This is a genomic window from Lysinibacillus sp. DFXJR4, from assembly GCF_057196045.1.
In genome coordinates this window covers 60,467-77,833 of the sequence record NZ_JBXUNW010000002.1, presented here as the reverse complement: position 1 = coordinate 77,833, position 17,367 = coordinate 60,467, and the positions used below count along the sequence as shown (strand labels likewise).

Genomic DNA, 17,367 nt, shown 5'->3' with positions numbered 1-17,367 from the left:
ATAAGTCGAAATTATTACTTTTCTTTATCGGCCCATATAACTTTGTATAAAAATGTGAGTTCAGCTTCTTCAAGACCCGAGGGTAGTTCCCCATTATTACCTCCACCAAAACTCAGCTCGTTTTTAGTAGTGCCTAGCCACGCTGCTAAATAAACAGGTTTATTTTTTTCTAAAGTAACTTTGCCGCCGACTAGCTTACCGAAAGAAGAAGATGTCATGTTATTTGAATAAACAGTTGTAGCAATGCCAGTTGGTGTACCTGTGATTAGTTTCAAAGAATGACCTTCATTTTCAATGTCACTTATTCCAAAGGAAATAAAGCTGTCTTGATATTTTGTTTCAGGTCCATCCCAAGTCTTTAGCAATTCCTCTTTAAACTTACCGTTTTTAAATACCTCCACTGAGAAGTACAATTGATCCTCGTCTTTCGGAGTGCCATTCAGCTTGAAAAATTCAATGTGCCCCACACCTGTCTTGCTAATAAGTAGGTTTTCTTTCTCGCTCATGTTATAGGGCTCAATGGTTATTTGCGTAGTTAATGGCGATTTTTCCTTTTCTAAAGATTTTTCTTTTTCTACGTTTACACAACCTGTTAACAACAAAGCAAAAATTATAAACAAGTATCGGCTTTTAAAGCGTCGCATTTTTTGCCCCCCAATTAATCAATATTTCATTATATCATTTCAAATTAGTTTCAATTTCACAATAAGAATTACTCCGTTAAATGGCCCGATTGCTGAAAGAGAAAAAATTATGCATCCTCACATCAGGATTAATGATTAACCTTTATTGCAAATTATCAATCGTATTCGCCTACGATCAATTTTTTCGCTTATAGGAGTTATTTCATTAACTCTATTTAGTGAAGAGTCATAGTATGTATCAAATTATAAGAATAGCACAATAAATATATGGTAGCAGTAAAAAAAGGACTGCTTCTATAGCAGTCCTTTAATAATTAAGCTTCTTGTGATGCTGGGTATACAGATACTTGTTTGCGATCGCGACCTAAGCGTTCGAATTTAACAACGCCATCAACTTTAGCAAATAGTGTATCGTCACCACCGCGACCTACGTTAGTACCTGGGTAAATTTTTGTACCGCGTTGACGGTAAAGAATTGAACCACCAGTTACGAATTGGCCATCAGCACGTTTAGCACCAAGGCGTTTAGACTCAGAGTCACGTCCGTTTTTAGTAGAACCTACCCCTTTTTTCGATGCGAAAAGTTGAAGGTCTAATGCTAATAATAATTTCATCGTGTTCCACCTCCTACTTGGTTGTAGTTGATTTGGATGTATTGTCCATAGTTTTGCACCATTGAATACACTTGGGCAGTCATAACTTGGACAATTAACTGTAGTTTTGCATCAATCTCAGGCTCTAAATCTGATGGTAAATCTACCTTAAGATAGCCTCCACCTTCAGCAGCTTGTTCGACTTCTGGCTGGATTTGTAATAGTGCATAAATAGCATTTACTGTACCAATGGCAATGGTAGATGCCCCTGCACATACTAAATCCTTACCAGATTCATCGTATTCAGCATGTCCTGAAAATTCAAATGCTGACACATGTCTATTTTCATTGTGATGAATCGTAACTTGTATCATTCGTTACACCTCACAATTAAGCGTTGATTGTTTCAACAACTAATTTTGTATAAGGTTGACGGTGACCTTGTTTACGACGGTAGTTCTTTTTAGCTTTCATTTTGAAAACAACGATTTTTTTCGCACGGCCTTCTTTCACAGCTTTAGCTGTTACAGTAGCGCCTTCTACGAATGGAGCGCCAACTTTAACGTTTTCGCCACCAACGAATAATACTTTATCAAAAGTTACAACCTCGTCAGCTTCTACACCTAATTTTTCAACATAGATTTCTTGACCAGCTTCTACTTTGATTTGTTTACCACCAGTTTCAATAATTGCGTACATTTTACTGCACCTCCTCTTAGACTCAGACTCGCCTGTATATAAAGGTGATCAAAGATACTTAAACCTTTCCAGAGCGGTTGTAGTAGCACAGGTGCTACAAACAATAACATTAAAATATTACCACATGCTTTTTTTTAAGTCAATCTATTCATCACATATTTCTCAAATGCTAAGCTATATTTTCGATAGTTCCATTCTTTAATTGCTTGAAGCCAAATAAATAAACAAAGAATTGCTATAAAAATAGAATTCGGTAGATTAATTAACGTTAAAATAAATATGATAGATGTTATTATGAGAGAAAGCCAATAGTAATATTCAAGCGTACGAACACTTGGATAAAATAAAAACAAACATGCCATAAGAATTCGACCACCATCAAGCGGAATAATCGGTAATAAATTAATAGCTAAAAGGACAAGCTGAACATTGATAAGCTTATTGGCAAGAAGCTCGGGCATAAAAAAAGCGAGGCCAATCCCTATTATTGTAGCGATTGGTCCCCCTAGGGCAATCCATAGGAGTGACGATGCTGGCACAACCGCTGGATTCTCAAATTTGATTTCCCCTCCATATGGTGTAATAACGCATGATTTTACCTTAACGCCACAAAGCGTTGCGGCTAGTAGATGTCCAGCCTCATGCCAAAGTAAGGAAGTTAAAATAATAGCATAGTAGGCAATTTGGCCACTAAAAATCATTAACAATACGAGAGGGATACAGAGAAGATGTAATTTAATTCTCATCTGTTGTTGTTGATTCCAGCCACTGCACAATCTGCTCTAAATTATAATGTGTTTTATCTTTTTCAATTGATAGATAGAGTTGTCCAGCCTCTTTCATCCCGATTAAATCATTTGCCTGCACCGTTGTATATGGTAGCTGTGCTAAACTATCCAGCATACCATAGGAAACTGTTGTGCCATCATCGTAGGTAATCGTCATCGTTTTACCTGTGTATTTTGTATGACCTGTAAAAACAACTAAACCATTCTGTCCAGCATAGATAGGTAAACCTATATCATACTGCAATAAAAAGCCTTCCTTAAAAACTTGAGCATTTGCAAACGCTAAAAGTTCAGCTTGCCCAACATCACTCGATACTAAAATGGCTTCATCCTCTTTGTTTAACCAGCTTTGTCCAAGCTCGCTTAAATAAGTTAAATCCTCAGATGTTGTCACAAGCTTTCGCACAGGTGTATCCAACACTCCTTGATCTTCTAGACGAATCACTAGCATAATTCCTGCCACAAGTAAGATTGTGACCAACCATTTCCATTTTTTAAACAAGCCCTCATCCTTTTTTCACACTATATGTGATTGCATGTCCATTCATGCAAAAAAATTTTTGAACAATTCAAATATCCCGATAGTGAGGGTTCTATCATTTCAGTGTTTCTATCCATCGCTTTGGCACTTCTCTCCATCAAACCAACAAAAAAAGCCTTCTCGTACAAATGCACGAAAAGACTCGAAGGTTTATCTCGAAAATAACGCTTTCAGTTTTGAAAATACACCCCTATTTTCATTTTCAATCGCCATAAGCGGTACGGATTCACCAAGTATTCGGCGAGCAATATTACGATAGCCTAAGGATGCCTTATTGGCAGGGTCCATGACAATTGGCTCACCTTTATTTGATGATGAAATAACATCTTCATTATCTACAATTATACCTAATAAGTCGATAGACAAATGTGTTGTTATCTCATTTACATCAAGTGTATCTCCGTTTTTCATCATATGCTGCCGAATACGATTAATAATGAGCTTAGGTGCTGTAATTTCTTCCTGCTCAAGCAAGCCAATAATGCGATCCGCATCACGCACGGCAGAGATTTCTGGTGTCGTTACTACGATTGCATGCTCTGCACCAGCAACAGCATTACGGTAACCTTGCTCAATACCAGCAGGACAATCTATTAATACATAATCATAATCTCTTTTTAACTCTTCTATTAAGCTCTTCATTTGCTCAGGATTAACGGAATTTTTATCTGTCGTTTGAGCAGCAGGTAATAAAAATAGTTTCTCATCTACCCGTTTATCTTTTATGAGTGCTTGATGAATTTTACAACGTCCTTCAACAACATCAACTAAATCATAAATAATCCGATTCTCAAGACCTAATATTACATCCAAATTACGTAGGCCAATATCAGTATCTACCAAACATACTTTTTTACCTTGTAGAGCCAATGCAGTCCCAAGGTTAGCCGTTGTCGTTGTTTTTCCGACACCGCCTTTACCTGAAGTTATGACGATCGCTTCTCCCACACTAGCTTCCTCCCTTAGACACATTTAACAATGGTCGAATATTTTTTAACACATGGATTTGATCGTACGTAATACGCCCATCGTAGCCGATAAATGCACATGTCATCTCTGCCTGATTAATCGCTTTTACATGTTCGTCTGACATTGCTTGAACCTGATCAGCAATCATGATATGTGTTGCCTCAAAGCGGGATGCTGCAATAATTGCTTCCTTATTACCATGAAGACCAGCATGTACAATGCCTTTAAGTCTACCTAGAACATACACATTACCACCAGCTTCCACACGTCCATTTGGGTTGACATTTCCAACGACGATAATATCACCAGCCGAACGCACAATTTGTCCCGATCTGACCACGCCTATATATGTATCTTGTTGACTTTCAATCATTTTCTGGTTGCTTTCTTGGATAGTCAGTACTTCACTTTGCACTTTTGAAACGATAAGTTGCTCTGTTTCCTGCACAATTTTAATTAGCTCATTCATTTGTTCTTCTGAACAGTATCGATAGCCTAAATCTAATTGGACATTCACTTTGCCATCGATACCGCTTTCTGAAACCTTTTTCTTTAATTCTTCTACTAAATCGACATATGCACATTGATCATCTAAACGAAGAACAAAACCATCCTTTGTTCCCTTCATATTCACTAACTGTTTTTTCATGAATGCCTCACCTCACGTTGCTCTTTGTTAAGAAACTTCACGTGCTCTCTGTAAGACACGCGCATTTATTAAATATTTGAAAGCCCAACCAAGCATCATTAAAAATAAAGCATTTGCAATGATTGTTGGAAGTAGTCGTGAACGTAAGAATTCTGATAATGGGATTGCTGTAAAGTCGATAAGATAGAAAAATTGATAGAGTATAAATTCTAAAATAGCTACTAAAATAACTGAGATGGATGTTGTCACAACTAAGTGCTGATGAATCACTTTCACGATAGACCCTGCTAAAAAACAAATAAGTGGATATAGTACTGAATATAATCCAATAATATCAATGTAAAACACATCATACAAGACACCAAAAAAAAGTCCATACATTACCGCACGCTGACGGCTGTAATAGATGGATATAAAAATTAAATATAAGATTAAAAATCGTGGAACTAAATAATAGATATGCCCTTTCACTTCAATTGGTGAAAGCATCGCAAACTCTGGTTCTAGTAAAAATAGTAAAACCGCTACAGAGGGGATGAGAAATCGAACCATTATTTTTCCTCCTCTTCATTCACCTCTGGTGGGTTTGTTAAATCCTTATTGGTTGCATTGCCATCCAACCCATCAATAACTGTCGATGTGCGTTTTGCAATCACAACATGGTCTAAAATTGAAAAATCTGCAGATGGTTTTACATAGGCCATTTTTGTTAAGCCAAAATCATCTGTACTTACTTCCGTAATTTCTCCGATTGGCACTCCTTTTGGGAAAATACCGCCAAGACCTGAAGAAACCACTTGCTGGCCTTTCTTAACTGTTAAGCTAGAATCGATTCGCTTCAAAATGAGTTCATTACGTTCTTTATCAAAGCCCTCGATTAAACCGTATGCTTCTTTATCTCCTAATACCATCGCCGAAACACGATAGTTTGGATTATTTGTATATAAAAGCTCTACCTCAGATGTGAAAGGAGTCACTAAAATGATTTTACCGACTAAACCTTTCGCCGTCATAACTGCCATATTTTTTTCTACACCATGTGAAGATCCTTTATTTAAAATAATTTTTTCTTCCCATTGGTCTGGATTTCTAGCAATAACTGTTGCATGAATTGGATTATAATCTTTTAAGCTCTCTGATTTATCAATAAGCTCTTGTAACTTTTTGTTATCTAATTTTAAATCCGCTGCTTCAGCTTGTACAACCGCAAAATCTTCTAAGCGTGCTTTTAAACGTTTATTTTCTTCGTACGTGTTTAAGAGGGAGTCAATTTTATTAAAAATACCTGAAATATAGTTCGCCGGCTTCGCAACAATAGATTGTGCGACGCCGACAGTATCTTTAATAATTTGCTCTGGTAGAGTTGCGTTCGTCCGATCACGTAATGAGAAGCTAATCAATGCCACAAGAAAAACCATGCCCACAAGCAGCAAAATTACTTTCTTATTGAAAAAAAAATGTGGCATTGCCTAAACCTCCTTACCCTTTCACTTGTTGTTGACGAATTAAATCAATATGGTCTAGCGCCTTACCTGTACCAATAGCTACACAGTCAAGCGGATCTTCCGCAATAAAGACTGGCATATTTGTTTCTTGGCTAATCACTTTGTCTAAATTCGTTAAAAGCGCACCCCCGCCTGTCAGCACTATGCCGCGTTCCATTACGTCTGCGGATAATTCAGGAGGTGTTTGCTCTAATGTTTTTCGAACACCATCAATAATTGATGATACTGCTTCACGTAAAGACTCAGAAATTTCCTTAGATGAAATTTCAATTGTTTTTGGTAAACCGGTTAGCAAATCTCGTCCTCGAATATCCATTTTTTCTTCTGAACCTTCTGCTAATGCTGTGCCAATTTCCATCTTTACAGCTTCCGCAGTACGCTCACCAATTGTTAGGTTATAGGATTTACGAATATACGAAATAATAGATTGATCCATCGCATCCCCACCAACACGGACAGATTCACTTGTTACAATACCACCTAATGAAATAACCGCAACTTCTGTTGTACCACCACCGATATCTACAACCATTGACCCTGTAGGATCCCAAACTGGTAAGTTCGAACCGATAGCTGCTGCAAATGGCTCTTCAATTGTAAAAGCTTCCTTAGCACCTGCTTGACGAGCAGCATCGATAACGGCACGTTGCTCAACAGATGTAATCCCATAAGGCACACATATCATGACATTTGGCTTCTTCCAATTGCCACCAGAATTTTTCGACGCTTCTTTTAAATAGTATTCAATCATTGCTGTAGTTATATCAAAATCAGCAATAACGCCGTCTTTCATTGGACGGATTGCTACGATTGAGCCAGGTGTACGACCAATCATATTTTTCGCATCATTACCAACCGCAACGATGTCTCCTGTTTTTGTATTTTTTGCTACGACTGAAGGCTCTCGTAAAACGATGCCCTTTCCTTTAATAAACACTAATGTATTCGCTGTGCCGAGGTCAATCCCGACATCTTTGCTTCCTAGTCCAAACAAATTGTGTACTCCCTTTCTATTTAAGCCATACTTTCGTTGACATCCATTATACCTCTGTCTGTATTTGCATTCAGAGGCTTTACCTTCATCCAGCTAGTGTTTAACACGCACTGAAAAAATGACATGCTTATTGTTCTCACCAACTAAAGAGGTGAGAGTCTTCTACTGAATGAAGATAAAATCATACCTTTCATTATAACGGAAAAACGCAAGAATTTGTAGTGCCACATGCCTCTTCTTGCGGAAAAGATACTATTTTAATTCCCTCGTAAACTTAAAATAGTACGTATAGATTAGAATATAATTTTTATGGTTATAAGACAACGTGTATTTGGCTACCAATTTTTGTGAATATGATAGATATTTCTACGAATACAATAACGTATTATCTAAAAAAAGGTTCGCTTGCTTTTGCAAGTATATCGCAAAAAAATACAAATTATTTATTTTTAATACAAAAGACTCATCATCCATGGGTATCATTTTATGTAAACTAATAAATACATTAAAAACTCTGCAATAAATGCAGAGTTAAAAATAACCTTTTTCTTTTAAACTTATAAACTGATGATCGCCTATAATGACATGATCAATTAATTCAATGCCCATAATATAACCGGCTTCTATTAATCTTTTTGTCACTTCAATATCCTCTGTACTAGGTGTTGGTACTCCGCTGGGATGATTATGTGCACAAATAATAGAAGCTGCTGATCTTTTTACAGCCTCGCGAAAAATTTCTCTTGGATGGACAATTGAAGCATTTAAGCTGCCTATAAAAATCGTTTGCTTATGAATAATTTGATTTTTTACATTTAAGAAAAGAGTAACGAAATGTTCCTGGCTTAGGGAGGTCATATCGGGCATTAAATAGGCAGCAGCATCCTGCGGGGATCGAATCGTATACTTTTCTTCACTTTGTTTCTGGGCAAGACGCCTACCGAGCTCAATGGCTGCTAATAATTGAATAGCTTTTACTTCGCCTATTCCTTTAATCGCAACCATTTCTTCAATAGTTGCATGCTTTAAATGGTGTAAACGCTCAAATACACTTAATACACGATTTGCTAGAACAAGAACAGACTCCTCTTTAGTGCCTGTCCGAAGTAAAATAGCTAGTAGTTCCTGATTCGATAAACTCATCGCACCTTGCCGCAATAATCTCTCACGTGGACGATCTTCAATATTCACGTCTCGTATCATCATACTAAGTAAAACATCATTCGGCAATAAAGCCTCACTCCTTCGCAAATTGGATTATATCGAGTGCTACCATTTGCGTAAACAACGATGCAAGTGGTAAGCCGACAACATTGTTATAATCTCCTTCAATTCTCTTCACTAAAAGGGTTCCAGCCGTTTGAATCCCATAACCACCTGCTTTGTCAAATGGATCTCCCGAATCTACATATACTTCGATTAGCTCCTGTGATAAATGATGAAAGACAACGGTAGTTTCTTCAACAAACACGGTTTCATTACCATTAGGCTCGATTATGGCAACAGCTGTCATGACCGCATGATGTTTGCCTGATAAACGAATTAAATGGGAAATTGCTTCCTCACGGGTTTTTGGTTTATGCAGTAGCTCTTCATCAAAAACAACAATCGTATCTGCACCAATGATAGTTGCACTTGGAACCTTTTTTGCGACATCCCGTGCTTTCAATAGAGCTACACCTTTCACATAATCGCGCATCGTTGTTGCCTGAACACTTGTCTCTTCTACTTCACTCGTAATTATGTCAAAAGGAAGTGATAACATAGCTAGTAATTCTTTTCGTCTTGGTGAAGCAGAAGCAAGTACAAGGTTATGATTTGTTTTAAACATGACTTAACCATTCCTCCTTATTAGCTATCATAACGGAGAAATTTGTATTTGAAAATTTTCTAATAATCAAGATAATGCCGATTTCATACTAAAATTTTACTTGAAGACAGGCATTTTTCGATTTGTAATGGGCAAAAACCTGTAGGCGAATAATGCTGACATCATTAGAAATAGAAGAGGCTGCAGCTCCAATCGATTGCCAATCAGCAGGAAGTGTAGAATCCTTTGAATTTTCCTTAAAATTTAATTTTGTTGCATTTTTATCAGCTAGCACGGATGGAAGCTCTGCAATAGTTGCCTCCTTACAGCTATCACTGCTTACGTTAAATGCTTTTTTAAAAGTGGCAGGATCTTCCAAAAATGTTAACTGACTTTCATCTGTTACCATGCTCGTCCAAACATAAAATTTCCCATCCACTTCAACAATAGCACTTTCTTTTAATGAAGGGTGCTCGGAGACAAAGGAGCTGGCACTTTCATAATTTGAATAAACCCCTGCTTGACTCGCAAAAAACATGGATGACTTTGTGGCACCTCCCGCTGTCGGAATCGTTTCAGTGTCTGTATCTTTATTATTGCTGCTTGCTACCTCGTTACTATCATTTTTTAAAGATAATTGAGTACTTGCCTGAAGAATACCTAGAAAAATTGCTACACCAAAAAGCCCGACTATTCCTCCAATTAGCATTGCTCTAAATATTTGTTTTTTCATCACCTGACTGACAATTTTCATGCATCCATCACCTCTTCCTCTAACTTCTCGGTCTGCTTTCAACGACAATTTGATATAAGTATATGTAAAAAAGTAGCTGTAAATGCTAATTTACTACATTTTGATGTAGTAGTTTTAAAGAAGATACGCCTTAAAAACCAACTATTTTCGTCCTCAAAAACACTCTATTTTACTAAATAGAAAAGGAAATCATGACGGAGAAATTGAATAACAATTTATAGACAAAATAAACACTATTGGAGTGAAATTAGGATGACTAACGATAGAATTATTGGGCAAACAAAAGCAGTTGGCTTTCAAGTTGGTGTAAGAAGATCATTTTCTATCTCTCAGGAGGATGCTTGGAGCCTTCTCACTTCATCAGATGGATTAAATCTATGGCTGGGGGAAAGCACTGGTATTTCTCTTATTCCAGGTCAGACTTACACGACCACTTTGGGGTCAGGAGAAATTCGGATTGTTAAACCGCTACAGCAGCTTCGTCTGACATGGCAAAAGGAAGGATGGGGGCGCCCATCAACAGTTCAAATTCGCATTCTATCAAAAGCAGACAATAAAACAACGATTAGCTTTCATCAAGAAAAGCTATCAGATCAGTATGTTAGAGAAGAAATGAAAATATACTGGGAAACTATCCTAGAAAAAATAGGTGAGCGAGCGATGAAGAATAAATCTAGCTAAAAATATTTGCTTGGAATTTTATACTACTTAAGTCTGAAATCAATTTTTGTAATGTTGATTTCTGGTGCTTTTCTAACATTATTTCATCATCTTCTAATCCATAAAGTGAAATCAGTACCCATAAAAAATGGGTACTGAAACTACTAAATACTTTTTAATCTATTCCGTACTTCTGTTAATAAATATAAAGATCCTGTTACAATCGTCCTTAGCTTTCTTTCAGACTGATGTTGTAAAAATGAGGCATAGTCCACTAAAACTTCTTTATAGGGTGCGCCAGATAGTTCTAGCATCTTCTGAGCACCCATTGCACGAGAGTTATTAAAATCAACAAAATAAAAATGATCACTTATCTGCTCAAAAAGCTGCAATATTTGTGGAACATCTTTATCTGCAAGTATGCCAATTACCAAAGCAATTTGTTCATCGGGAAATTCACTTTTTATCGTTTCAATTAATTTTTCAACACTCGCTGGATTATGGGCACCGTCTAAAATTACATGAGGCAAAATTTCTTCAAAGCGCCCTAAAATGGTTGCCTCTTTCACTCCCTTTTTAAATGCGCTTTTAATTACCTTTATATTAAGTGCAGTTGCCACTTCAAGAAAGGCTGTTATAGCTAAAGCCATATTATTTGCCTGATGTGCTCCCTTCATCGTCCGAGTTAGCTTTGATAGATGGAAGCTCTGTTTATCATATTCATATGTCTCTCCATCCTTTTCTTGTCCAACAGAAAATTGCTGGTTAAGTTCGAGGACAGCTGACTGTTTTTCTCGAGCCTCCTTATAGATAATATCCTTTGCCTCCTGTGGTAAATCACCGATAATGACAGGTTTATATGGTTTTATGATGCCAGCTTTATGATGGGTGATGCTTTCAATGGTATTACCTAAAAATTTTGTATGTTCTAAAGCAATACTTGGAATAATTGATACAATCGGTGTCACTACATTTGTGCTATCAAGTAAGCCTCCCATCCCTGCTTCAATGAGAGCGATATCGACATCACTAGCAGCAAAATGTAAAAATGCTGCAACTGTCAAGAGTTCAAAGTCCGTTAATTTTTCACTAAGTCCAGCTGCCTGCATTTGTTGGAATAATTGGTCCATCTCTGCTCCAGTAATTGCTTGACCCTCCACTTGAATTTGGTCATGGACATCGACAATGCAGGGGGACATAAATTTACCTACACGTAGGCCATGCTCCTTCGCTAACGACTCAAGAAATGTAAGCGTTGAGCCTTTACCATTCGTCCCTGCTAAATGGACAACTTGCAATCCGTTTTCTGGATGACCAACTCGCACTAATGCTTCCTCAATGGCAGCAAGACCAGGTTTAATAATATCATCACTCTTAACGTTCCATTTTTCTTTATACCGATTCAAATTAGGAATCATCGTTCTCCCTCCTGAAGCCATTGTCGTACTTCAGCAATAAAATACAGTGAACCTGTAATAATTACAATGTCCTTCTCATCTCTTTGATGTAACACTTTTCGCACCATTTCCTTCCAATCACTATGAAACTCCTTCACCCTATTCGTAGAGAGCCTTGCTAATTTTTCAGCAGGCATGGCATTGGGTAAATCTATTTGTGTAAAGGATATTGATGCAGCTATTTGATCCATCAGGGCAATGCTGTTCGCATGATCTTTATCTGATAAGGCGGCATAAATAAAGCGATAGTTTTGATTTGGATAAACCTCTTTAAGGGTTTGAATAAGCGCAGCTGTGCCTTCAGAATTATGGGCACCGTCTAATACAATATTGCTTTGCAATTGCTCAAAACGACCTGCCCACTGAGCATTTGCCAAGGCCTGACGTATTGACTCGTCAGAAATGTTAAATACTTGCTTCTCTCTTAATGTTAAGATAGCAGTGATGGCAAGGCTCGCATTATTGACCTGATGAGATCCTGCCATCTTTAACGGAACATCTTTCATCTCAGTATTTGCTTTTTTGTAGTGAAAATGCTGCAAATTAGTACCTTGCATTTTTTTTGCAACATTAAAATCCTTCCCTAACACAAAGCATGGTGCATGACGTTCTTCTGCAACTTGCTGAATAACTGAAAGAGCCTCTTCATTTTTAACGCCCACTATAACCGGTATACCCTCTTTAATGATCCCTGCCTTTTCAAATGCTACTTTCGATAAGGTATCGCCTAAAAAAGCAGTGTGCTCTAATGAAATGGTAGTAATAATTGAAAGCTCAGGTGTAATGACATTTGTAGCATCTAAGCGTCCTCCAAGTCCTGTTTCAACAAGGGCAATGTCTACAGCCTGATCTGCAAAATATAGGAACATTATTAATGTGATAACTTCAAAAAAGCTTGGAAACTCACCTTTATAATGTAAATGAATCTGCTCGGCTATTCTATTCATATAAAGTAAAAAATCCTTATCCGCAATCGGAATGCCATTAATCGTCATGCGTTCATTCACTCGCTCTAAATGTGGTGAAGTAAAAGCACCCACCTTATAGCCAGCATGTTGCAAAATTTCTCTTAACGCATTTACAGTGGAGCCCTTCCCATTTGAGCCTGCCAAATGAATAGCGCGAAATCTGTCCTGAGGATTCTCTAAAAGTGTAAGCACCTCTCGCATCAGGACAAGCGGAGCACGTTTATGGTCAACTGCTTTTAATGTAAAAATAAAATCTGTACACTCTTTCATTGTTTTAAACAAAAGAAACACTCCCTCTTACTACAATATCTCTATTTTAGTACAAGTACTGCCTAATGCGCATACATTTCGTAAAAAATGCTCCTCCCAGCTAACCACTCTTTTATCAACATTAAAAACACACAGAAAGGCACTTGAATAAGTGAGGTTCTGTGTGTTTTTAAGCAATTTCGTATCGAGTTATTGATGCTGGTGTACATCAAGTAGGGCTCCCATATTATCTAATATAATTTTAGCATCATTGTTTAACAATGGAAGGATATCATCTCTTTGCACTAAATCAAAGGAGCTTTTTAAAGTCCTTTTTAGCATAGAAATATCAAAATTCGAGCAATACTCATTAATTTTTTTTATAGTTAATAAGTCGTTTCTTGTTAATTTATTTTCTGATGTCGCTTCCTTACTATTTGCTAGTACATGTTTTATAAGTACGCGACCATTTGAATTCAATAAACGATACTGTTTTGCCTCTGATAATTTCAGAAGATTTGTCTCAATCAATACTCTTGCACTAACAAAATCTAAATCATCACAAGCCTTATTGATTTTTGTAATAATTGTAGTAATATTTCCTGCCATACTTTGCCTCCATTCAATTTACCACCCTAAAAAAGACCATTCCAATGAACAGTCATATATTAAATAACATTTGCATAACTTACTAGTTTTTTATACCCATAAAATTATAATAGATACTTCACCTATTATACTAATTATTTAAAATATTACTATACATTTTTCCCTAATACAATACATATCTTTAGCTCCATAAAAAGAAAAACAGTGAATGACTTTATTGCCATCCACTGTTTCTTTCTTACATATTTTTCAACTCTTCTAAACGTTTTAATACAGCCGCATGTTTACTCTCATAGTCAGCTAATTTTTCACGTTCTGCATTCACTAATGCTTCAGGAGCCTTTGACACGAACTTCTCATTCGATAATTTACCAGATACAAGCTTCACTTCTTTTGCCCATTTTTCTAATTCTTTTTCAAGGCGAGCAACCTCTTCTTCTATATTAATAAGCCCAACAAGTGGTAGGAATAGCTCTGCACCAGTTACCACAGCTGTCATTGATTGACCTGGAGCCTCTAAGCCTTCACCAATCGTTAATGATTCTGGATTACAGAATTTTTCTAAATACGCTTTATTTGCATCAAGGACAGCTACAGTTGCTGCATCTTTTGTTGAGATGAATAAAGGTACTTTTTTGCTCATTGGTGTATTAACTTCCGCACGAATATTACGAACTGAACGTATAATATCCATTAGGAGCTTCATGTTATCTGCTTCTTCAGCAAATTGAAGATCCATACGTACAGTTGGCCATGCTGCCACAGTAATAGATTCACCTTCATGTGGTAGGTGTTGCCAAATTTCTTCTGTAATGAATGGCATGAATGGGTGTAATAAACGCATTGTTTGATCTAATACGTAAGCTAAAATAGAACGAGTTGTTTTCTTAGCTGTTTCATCATCACCATATAAAGGTAATTTAGCCATTTCAATATACCATGAACAGAAATCATCCCAAATGAAATTATAAAGCTCACGACCCACTTCACCAAATTCGTAGCGTTCTGCCAAGGATGTTACACGCTCAATTGTTTCATTTAAGCGAGTTAGAATCCATTTATCGGCAACTGACTTTTCACCAGTTAAGTCGATTTCTTCATATGTCATACCATCCATATTCATAAGCGCAAAACGAGAGGCATTCCAAATCTTATTCGCAAAGTTCCAAACCGCTTCAACCTTTTCTGTAGTATAACGTAAATCCTGACCAGGAGATGATCCAGTTGCTAAGAAGTAACGTAAAGAATCAGCACCGTATTTCTCAATAACATCCATCGGATCAACACCATTGCCAAGCGATTTACTCATTTTACGTCCTTCACCATCACGTACTAAGCCGTGAATTAACACATCTTTGAATGGACGCTGATCTGTAAACTCAAGACCTTGGAAAATCATGCGAGATACCCAGAAGAAAATAATATCATAGCCAGTTACTAATGTACTTGTTGGGTAGTAACGTTTATATTCTTCATTTGTCTCGTCTGGCCAGCCCATTGTTGAGAATGGCCAAAGCGCAGAAGAAAACCATGTATCTAAAACATCTTCATCTTGAGTCCAATTTTCTACATCAGTTGGTGCTTCTTTACCTACGTATATTTCACCTGTTTCATTATGATACCAAGCTGGAATTTGATGGCCCCACCATAATTGACGAGAGATACACCAATCACGAATATTTTCCATCCAGCGAGAGTATGTGTTTTCAAAACGAGCTGGTACAAAGTTTACTTTACCTTCTTCATCCTTTTGAAGCTCTAGTGAAGCATCAGCAAGTGTTTGCATTTTAACGAACCATTGCGCTGATAGGTACGGCTCTACAACGGCACCAGAACGTTCAGAATGTCCCACTGAATGCATATGCTCTTCGATTCGAATTAACACACCTGCTTCTTGTAAATCAGCAACAATTTGCTTACGGCATTCAAAACGATCCATACCGTTATATTTACCAGCAAGCTCATTCATTGTGCCATCTTCATTCATTACAAGAATGCGCTCTAAATTGTGACGATTTCCAACCTCAAAGTCGTTCGGATCATGGGCTGGTGTCATTTTTACTACCCCAGTACCAAATTCCATATCTACGTAATCATCGGCTACAATAGGAATTTCACGACCAACGATTGGTAAAATAACGGTTTTACCGATTAGATGCTTATAACGCTCATCATTTGGATGAACAGCTACTCCTGAGTCACCAAGCATCGTTTCAGGACGTGTCGTGGCAACTTCCACATGCCCTGAGCCATCTGCTAGTGGATATTTCATATGGTAGAACGCACCTTGAACATCTTGATAGATAACTTCAATATCTGATAAAGCTGTTTTCGCTGCAGGGTCCCAGTTAATAATACGTTCACCACGATAGATTAAGCCCTTTTCATATAATTCAACAAAAACCGTTTTAACAGCATCTGAAAGACCTTTATCAAGAGTGAAGCGCTCACGCGAGTAGTCTAATCCAAGACCAAGCTTTGCCCATTGATCACGAATATGATTAGCATATTCTTCTTTCCACTCCCATGTTTTTTCGAGGAATTTTTCACGGCCTAAATCATAACGTGTAATATTATCCTCTCGTAGTTTTGCTTCAACTTTTGCTTGTGTTGCGATACCTGCATGGTCCATACCAGGTAACCAAAGCGCATCGTATCCTTGCATACGTTTCATACGCGTTAAAATATCTTGTAATGTCGTATCCCAAGCATGACCTAAGTGTAATTTACCTGTTACGTTCGGTGGTGGAATAACGATTGAATAGGGTTTTTTCCCACTTTCTGGCTGTGCCTCGAAAAACTTCCCTTGTAACCACCATTCATAGCGACCAGCTTCAATGGACTGTGGATCATATTTAGTTGGCATTGAAATGTTTTCTGTCATTTTGAATCCTCCTGTTGTGTGTTATCTTGTGCAAACATCGAAAAGCTTCAACTATTCCATGACGCATGTTCAAAAGACATTCATCTGAAGATTAATTGAAAATAAAAAAACTCCTAACGTCAAAAAGGACGAAGGAGTTTTAGTTCGCGGTACCACCTTTAATTCCAGCAGAGGAAAGTAAGTGTTATGAATAGAAATAGCACTACTTAAGCCTTTTTACTACTGGCTCTTAATTCGGTAACGGTGTTTAACCGGCTTTAACTACTGTTAGTTCACTAAAGCTGCTCGAGGGCTACGTTCAATTAGGTACAAATAGAAACTTTTCAGCTACCGTTTCCTCTCTGAAAATGTATGAATAATTTACTCTTCCCTGTCATAGCATCTATATCAATATTTTTACACATTGTACCGCAAAATCGTGCAATCTTTCAAGTGATTTAGTCATTTTTAGTGTTCACAATAAAGTAAATAGAAAAGGAAGTGATATTTAAATGCGACGACGTAAATATAATCCCTGTTTTTTACCACCTTGGCTTAGACAATTCCGCTTTTATTGTAGAACAATAATTGTGCCAATTTGTGCATTTCAATTTA

19 protein-coding genes and 2 other annotated features are annotated in these 17,367 nt (G+C 37.2%); of the genes, 1 reads left to right on the top strand and 18 read right to left on the bottom strand.

Annotated features, from left to right (window positions below):
* Positions 1-14 precede the first annotated feature (14 nt).
* From AC2CGN_RS08445 to AC2CGN_RS08380, 14 genes are all read right to left on the bottom strand, one after another.
* Positions 15-620, bottom strand: coding sequence for a hypothetical protein (locus tag AC2CGN_RS08445; protein ID WP_484513302.1), 606 nt, complete (start codon positions 618-620; stop codon positions 15-17).
* Between the two features lie 338 nt (positions 621-958).
* Positions 959-1,258, bottom strand: a complete 300-nt coding sequence (rpmA, locus tag AC2CGN_RS08440) for a 50S ribosomal protein L27 (RefSeq protein WP_053484817.1) — start codon at positions 1,256-1,258, stop codon at positions 959-961.
* Complete coding sequence (locus AC2CGN_RS08435) at positions 1,255-1,611, bottom strand: ribosomal-processing cysteine protease Prp (RefSeq protein WP_429985781.1); 357 nt, start codon at positions 1,609-1,611, stop codon at positions 1,255-1,257. The genes rpmA and AC2CGN_RS08435 overlap by 4 nt, the downstream gene beginning before the upstream one ends.
* 16 nt (positions 1,612-1,627) lie before the next feature.
* Positions 1,628-1,936 carry a 50S ribosomal protein L21 gene (gene rplU, locus AC2CGN_RS08430; RefSeq protein ID WP_313373082.1) on the bottom strand — a complete coding sequence of 103 codons (309 nt, stop codon included), beginning with the start codon at positions 1,934-1,936 and terminating at the stop codon, positions 1,628-1,630.
* A 14-nt stretch (positions 1,937-1,950) separates the two neighbouring features.
* Positions 1,951-2,025 (bottom strand) — a sequence feature (ribosomal protein L21 leader region).
* A 45-nt stretch (positions 2,026-2,070) separates the two neighbouring features.
* Positions 2,071-2,682, bottom strand: a complete 612-nt coding sequence (locus tag AC2CGN_RS08425; RefSeq protein WP_429982618.1) for a site-2 protease family protein — start codon at positions 2,680-2,682, stop codon at positions 2,071-2,073.
* Positions 2,672-3,226, bottom strand: coding sequence for a peptidoglycan DD-metalloendopeptidase family protein (locus AC2CGN_RS08420; protein WP_313373084.1), 555 nt, complete (start codon positions 3,224-3,226; stop codon positions 2,672-2,674). Before AC2CGN_RS08420 ends, AC2CGN_RS08425 begins: the two co-directional genes overlap by 11 nt.
* 189 nt (positions 3,227-3,415) lie before the next feature.
* A complete protein-coding gene (gene minD, locus AC2CGN_RS08415) occupies positions 3,416-4,213 on the bottom strand; it encodes a septum site-determining protein MinD (protein WP_429987772.1) in 798 nt (265 codons plus the stop codon).
* A 1-nt stretch (position 4,214) separates the two neighbouring features.
* Entirely contained in the window at positions 4,215-4,883 is a 669-nt protein-coding gene (minC, locus tag AC2CGN_RS08410; RefSeq protein ID WP_429982621.1) for a septum site-determining protein MinC, read from the bottom strand.
* Between the two features lie 27 nt (positions 4,884-4,910).
* Positions 4,911-5,435 (bottom strand): rod shape-determining protein MreD, encoded by a 525-nt coding sequence (mreD, locus tag AC2CGN_RS08405; protein WP_283868924.1) that lies wholly within the window; start codon positions 5,433-5,435, stop codon positions 4,911-4,913.
* A complete protein-coding gene (mreC, locus tag AC2CGN_RS08400; RefSeq protein WP_313373087.1) occupies positions 5,435-6,349 on the bottom strand; it encodes a rod shape-determining protein MreC in 915 nt (304 codons plus the stop codon). The genes mreD and mreC overlap by 1 nt, the downstream gene beginning before the upstream one ends.
* Positions 6,350-6,362: 13 nt before the next feature.
* Positions 6,363-7,382 (bottom strand): rod shape-determining protein, encoded by a 1,020-nt coding sequence (locus tag AC2CGN_RS08395; protein WP_283868926.1) that lies wholly within the window; start codon positions 7,380-7,382, stop codon positions 6,363-6,365.
* A 531-nt stretch (positions 7,383-7,913) separates the two neighbouring features.
* The gene (radC, locus tag AC2CGN_RS08390) at positions 7,914-8,585 is read right to left on the bottom strand and encodes a RadC family protein (protein ID WP_313373152.1); all 672 of its coding nucleotides are present in this window, start codon (positions 8,583-8,585) and stop codon (positions 7,914-7,916) included.
* 34 nt (positions 8,586-8,619) lie between these two features.
* Complete coding sequence (locus AC2CGN_RS08385; RefSeq protein WP_484513297.1) at positions 8,620-9,213, bottom strand: Maf family protein; 594 nt, start codon at positions 9,211-9,213, stop codon at positions 8,620-8,622.
* An 88-nt stretch (positions 9,214-9,301) separates the two neighbouring features.
* Positions 9,302-9,946, bottom strand: coding sequence for a hypothetical protein (locus tag AC2CGN_RS08380; RefSeq protein WP_313373089.1), 645 nt, complete (start codon positions 9,944-9,946; stop codon positions 9,302-9,304).
* 252 nt (positions 9,947-10,198) lie between these two features.
* Here AC2CGN_RS08380 and AC2CGN_RS08375 point away from each other — a divergent pair, with 252 nt between their 5' ends.
* Positions 10,199-10,627, top strand: coding sequence for an SRPBCC domain-containing protein (locus tag AC2CGN_RS08375; protein WP_484513295.1), 429 nt, complete (start codon positions 10,199-10,201; stop codon positions 10,625-10,627).
* 143 nt (positions 10,628-10,770) lie between these two features.
* Here the strand turns inward: AC2CGN_RS08375 and AC2CGN_RS08370 are convergent, their stop codons facing one another.
* The 4 genes from AC2CGN_RS08370 to AC2CGN_RS08355 all read right to left on the bottom strand — a co-directional run bounded on the left by AC2CGN_RS08370 (position 10,771) and on the right by AC2CGN_RS08355 (position 16,773).
* Positions 10,771-12,024: a bifunctional folylpolyglutamate synthase/dihydrofolate synthase gene (locus AC2CGN_RS08370; protein WP_484513293.1), complete on the bottom strand. Its 1,254-nt coding sequence runs from the start codon at positions 12,022-12,024 to the stop codon at positions 10,771-10,773.
* On the bottom strand, positions 12,021-13,313 hold the full coding sequence (locus AC2CGN_RS08365; RefSeq protein ID WP_484513291.1) for a bifunctional folylpolyglutamate synthase/dihydrofolate synthase: 1,293 nt from the start codon (positions 13,311-13,313) through the stop codon (positions 12,021-12,023). The genes AC2CGN_RS08370 and AC2CGN_RS08365 overlap by 4 nt, the downstream gene beginning before the upstream one ends.
* Before the next feature lie 177 nt (positions 13,314-13,490).
* The gene (locus AC2CGN_RS08360; protein WP_429985784.1) at positions 13,491-13,889 is read right to left on the bottom strand and encodes a hypothetical protein; all 399 of its coding nucleotides are present in this window, start codon (positions 13,887-13,889) and stop codon (positions 13,491-13,493) included.
* Between the two features lie 238 nt (positions 13,890-14,127).
* A complete protein-coding gene (locus AC2CGN_RS08355; protein ID WP_484513289.1) occupies positions 14,128-16,773 on the bottom strand; it encodes a valine--tRNA ligase in 2,646 nt (881 codons plus the stop codon).
* Positions 16,774-16,894: 121 nt separating this feature from the next.
* Positions 16,895-17,159 (bottom strand) — a binding site (T-box leader).
* Positions 17,160-17,367 lie beyond the last annotated feature (208 nt).

Bases quoted from the DNA above. Each gene is read 5' to 3' on its own strand.
- rpmA (WP_053484817.1), bottom strand. From the start codon at position 1,258: ATGAAATTATTATTAGCATTAGACCTTCAACTTTTCGCATCGAAAAAA.
- AC2CGN_RS08435 (WP_429985781.1), bottom strand. From the start codon at position 1,611: ATGATACAAGTTACGATTCATCACAATGAAAATAGACATGTGTCAGCA.
- rplU (WP_313373082.1), bottom strand. From the start codon at position 1,936: ATGTACGCAATTATTGAAACTGGTGGTAAACAAATCAAAGTAGAAGCT.
- AC2CGN_RS08425 (WP_429982618.1), bottom strand. From the start codon at position 2,682: ATGAGAATTAAATTACATCTTCTCTGTATCCCTCTCGTATTGTTAATG.
- minC (WP_429982621.1), bottom strand. From the start codon at position 4,883: ATGAAAAAACAGTTAGTGAATATGAAGGGAACAAAGGATGGTTTTGTT.
- mreD (WP_283868924.1), bottom strand. From the start codon at position 5,435: ATGGTTCGATTTCTCATCCCCTCTGTAGCGGTTTTACTATTTTTACTA.
- mreC (WP_313373087.1), bottom strand. From the start codon at position 6,349: ATGCCACATTTTTTTTTCAATAAGAAAGTAATTTTGCTGCTTGTGGGC.
- radC (WP_313373152.1), bottom strand. From the start codon at position 8,585: ATGATACGAGACGTGAATATTGAAGATCGTCCACGTGAGAGATTATTG.
- AC2CGN_RS08385 (WP_484513297.1), bottom strand. From the start codon at position 9,213: ATGTTTAAAACAAATCATAACCTTGTACTTGCTTCTGCTTCACCAAGA.
- AC2CGN_RS08380 (WP_313373089.1), bottom strand. From the start codon at position 9,946: ATGAAAATTGTCAGTCAGGTGATGAAAAAACAAATATTTAGAGCAATG.
- AC2CGN_RS08375 (WP_484513295.1), top strand. From the start codon at position 10,199: ATGACTAACGATAGAATTATTGGGCAAACAAAAGCAGTTGGCTTTCAA.
- AC2CGN_RS08370 (WP_484513293.1), bottom strand. From the start codon at position 12,024: ATGATTCCTAATTTGAATCGGTATAAAGAAAAATGGAACGTTAAGAGT.
- AC2CGN_RS08360 (WP_429985784.1), bottom strand. From the start codon at position 13,889: ATGGCAGGAAATATTACTACAATTATTACAAAAATCAATAAGGCTTGT.
- AC2CGN_RS08355 (WP_484513289.1), bottom strand. From the start codon at position 16,773: ATGACAGAAAACATTTCAATGCCAACTAAATATGATCCACAGTCCATT.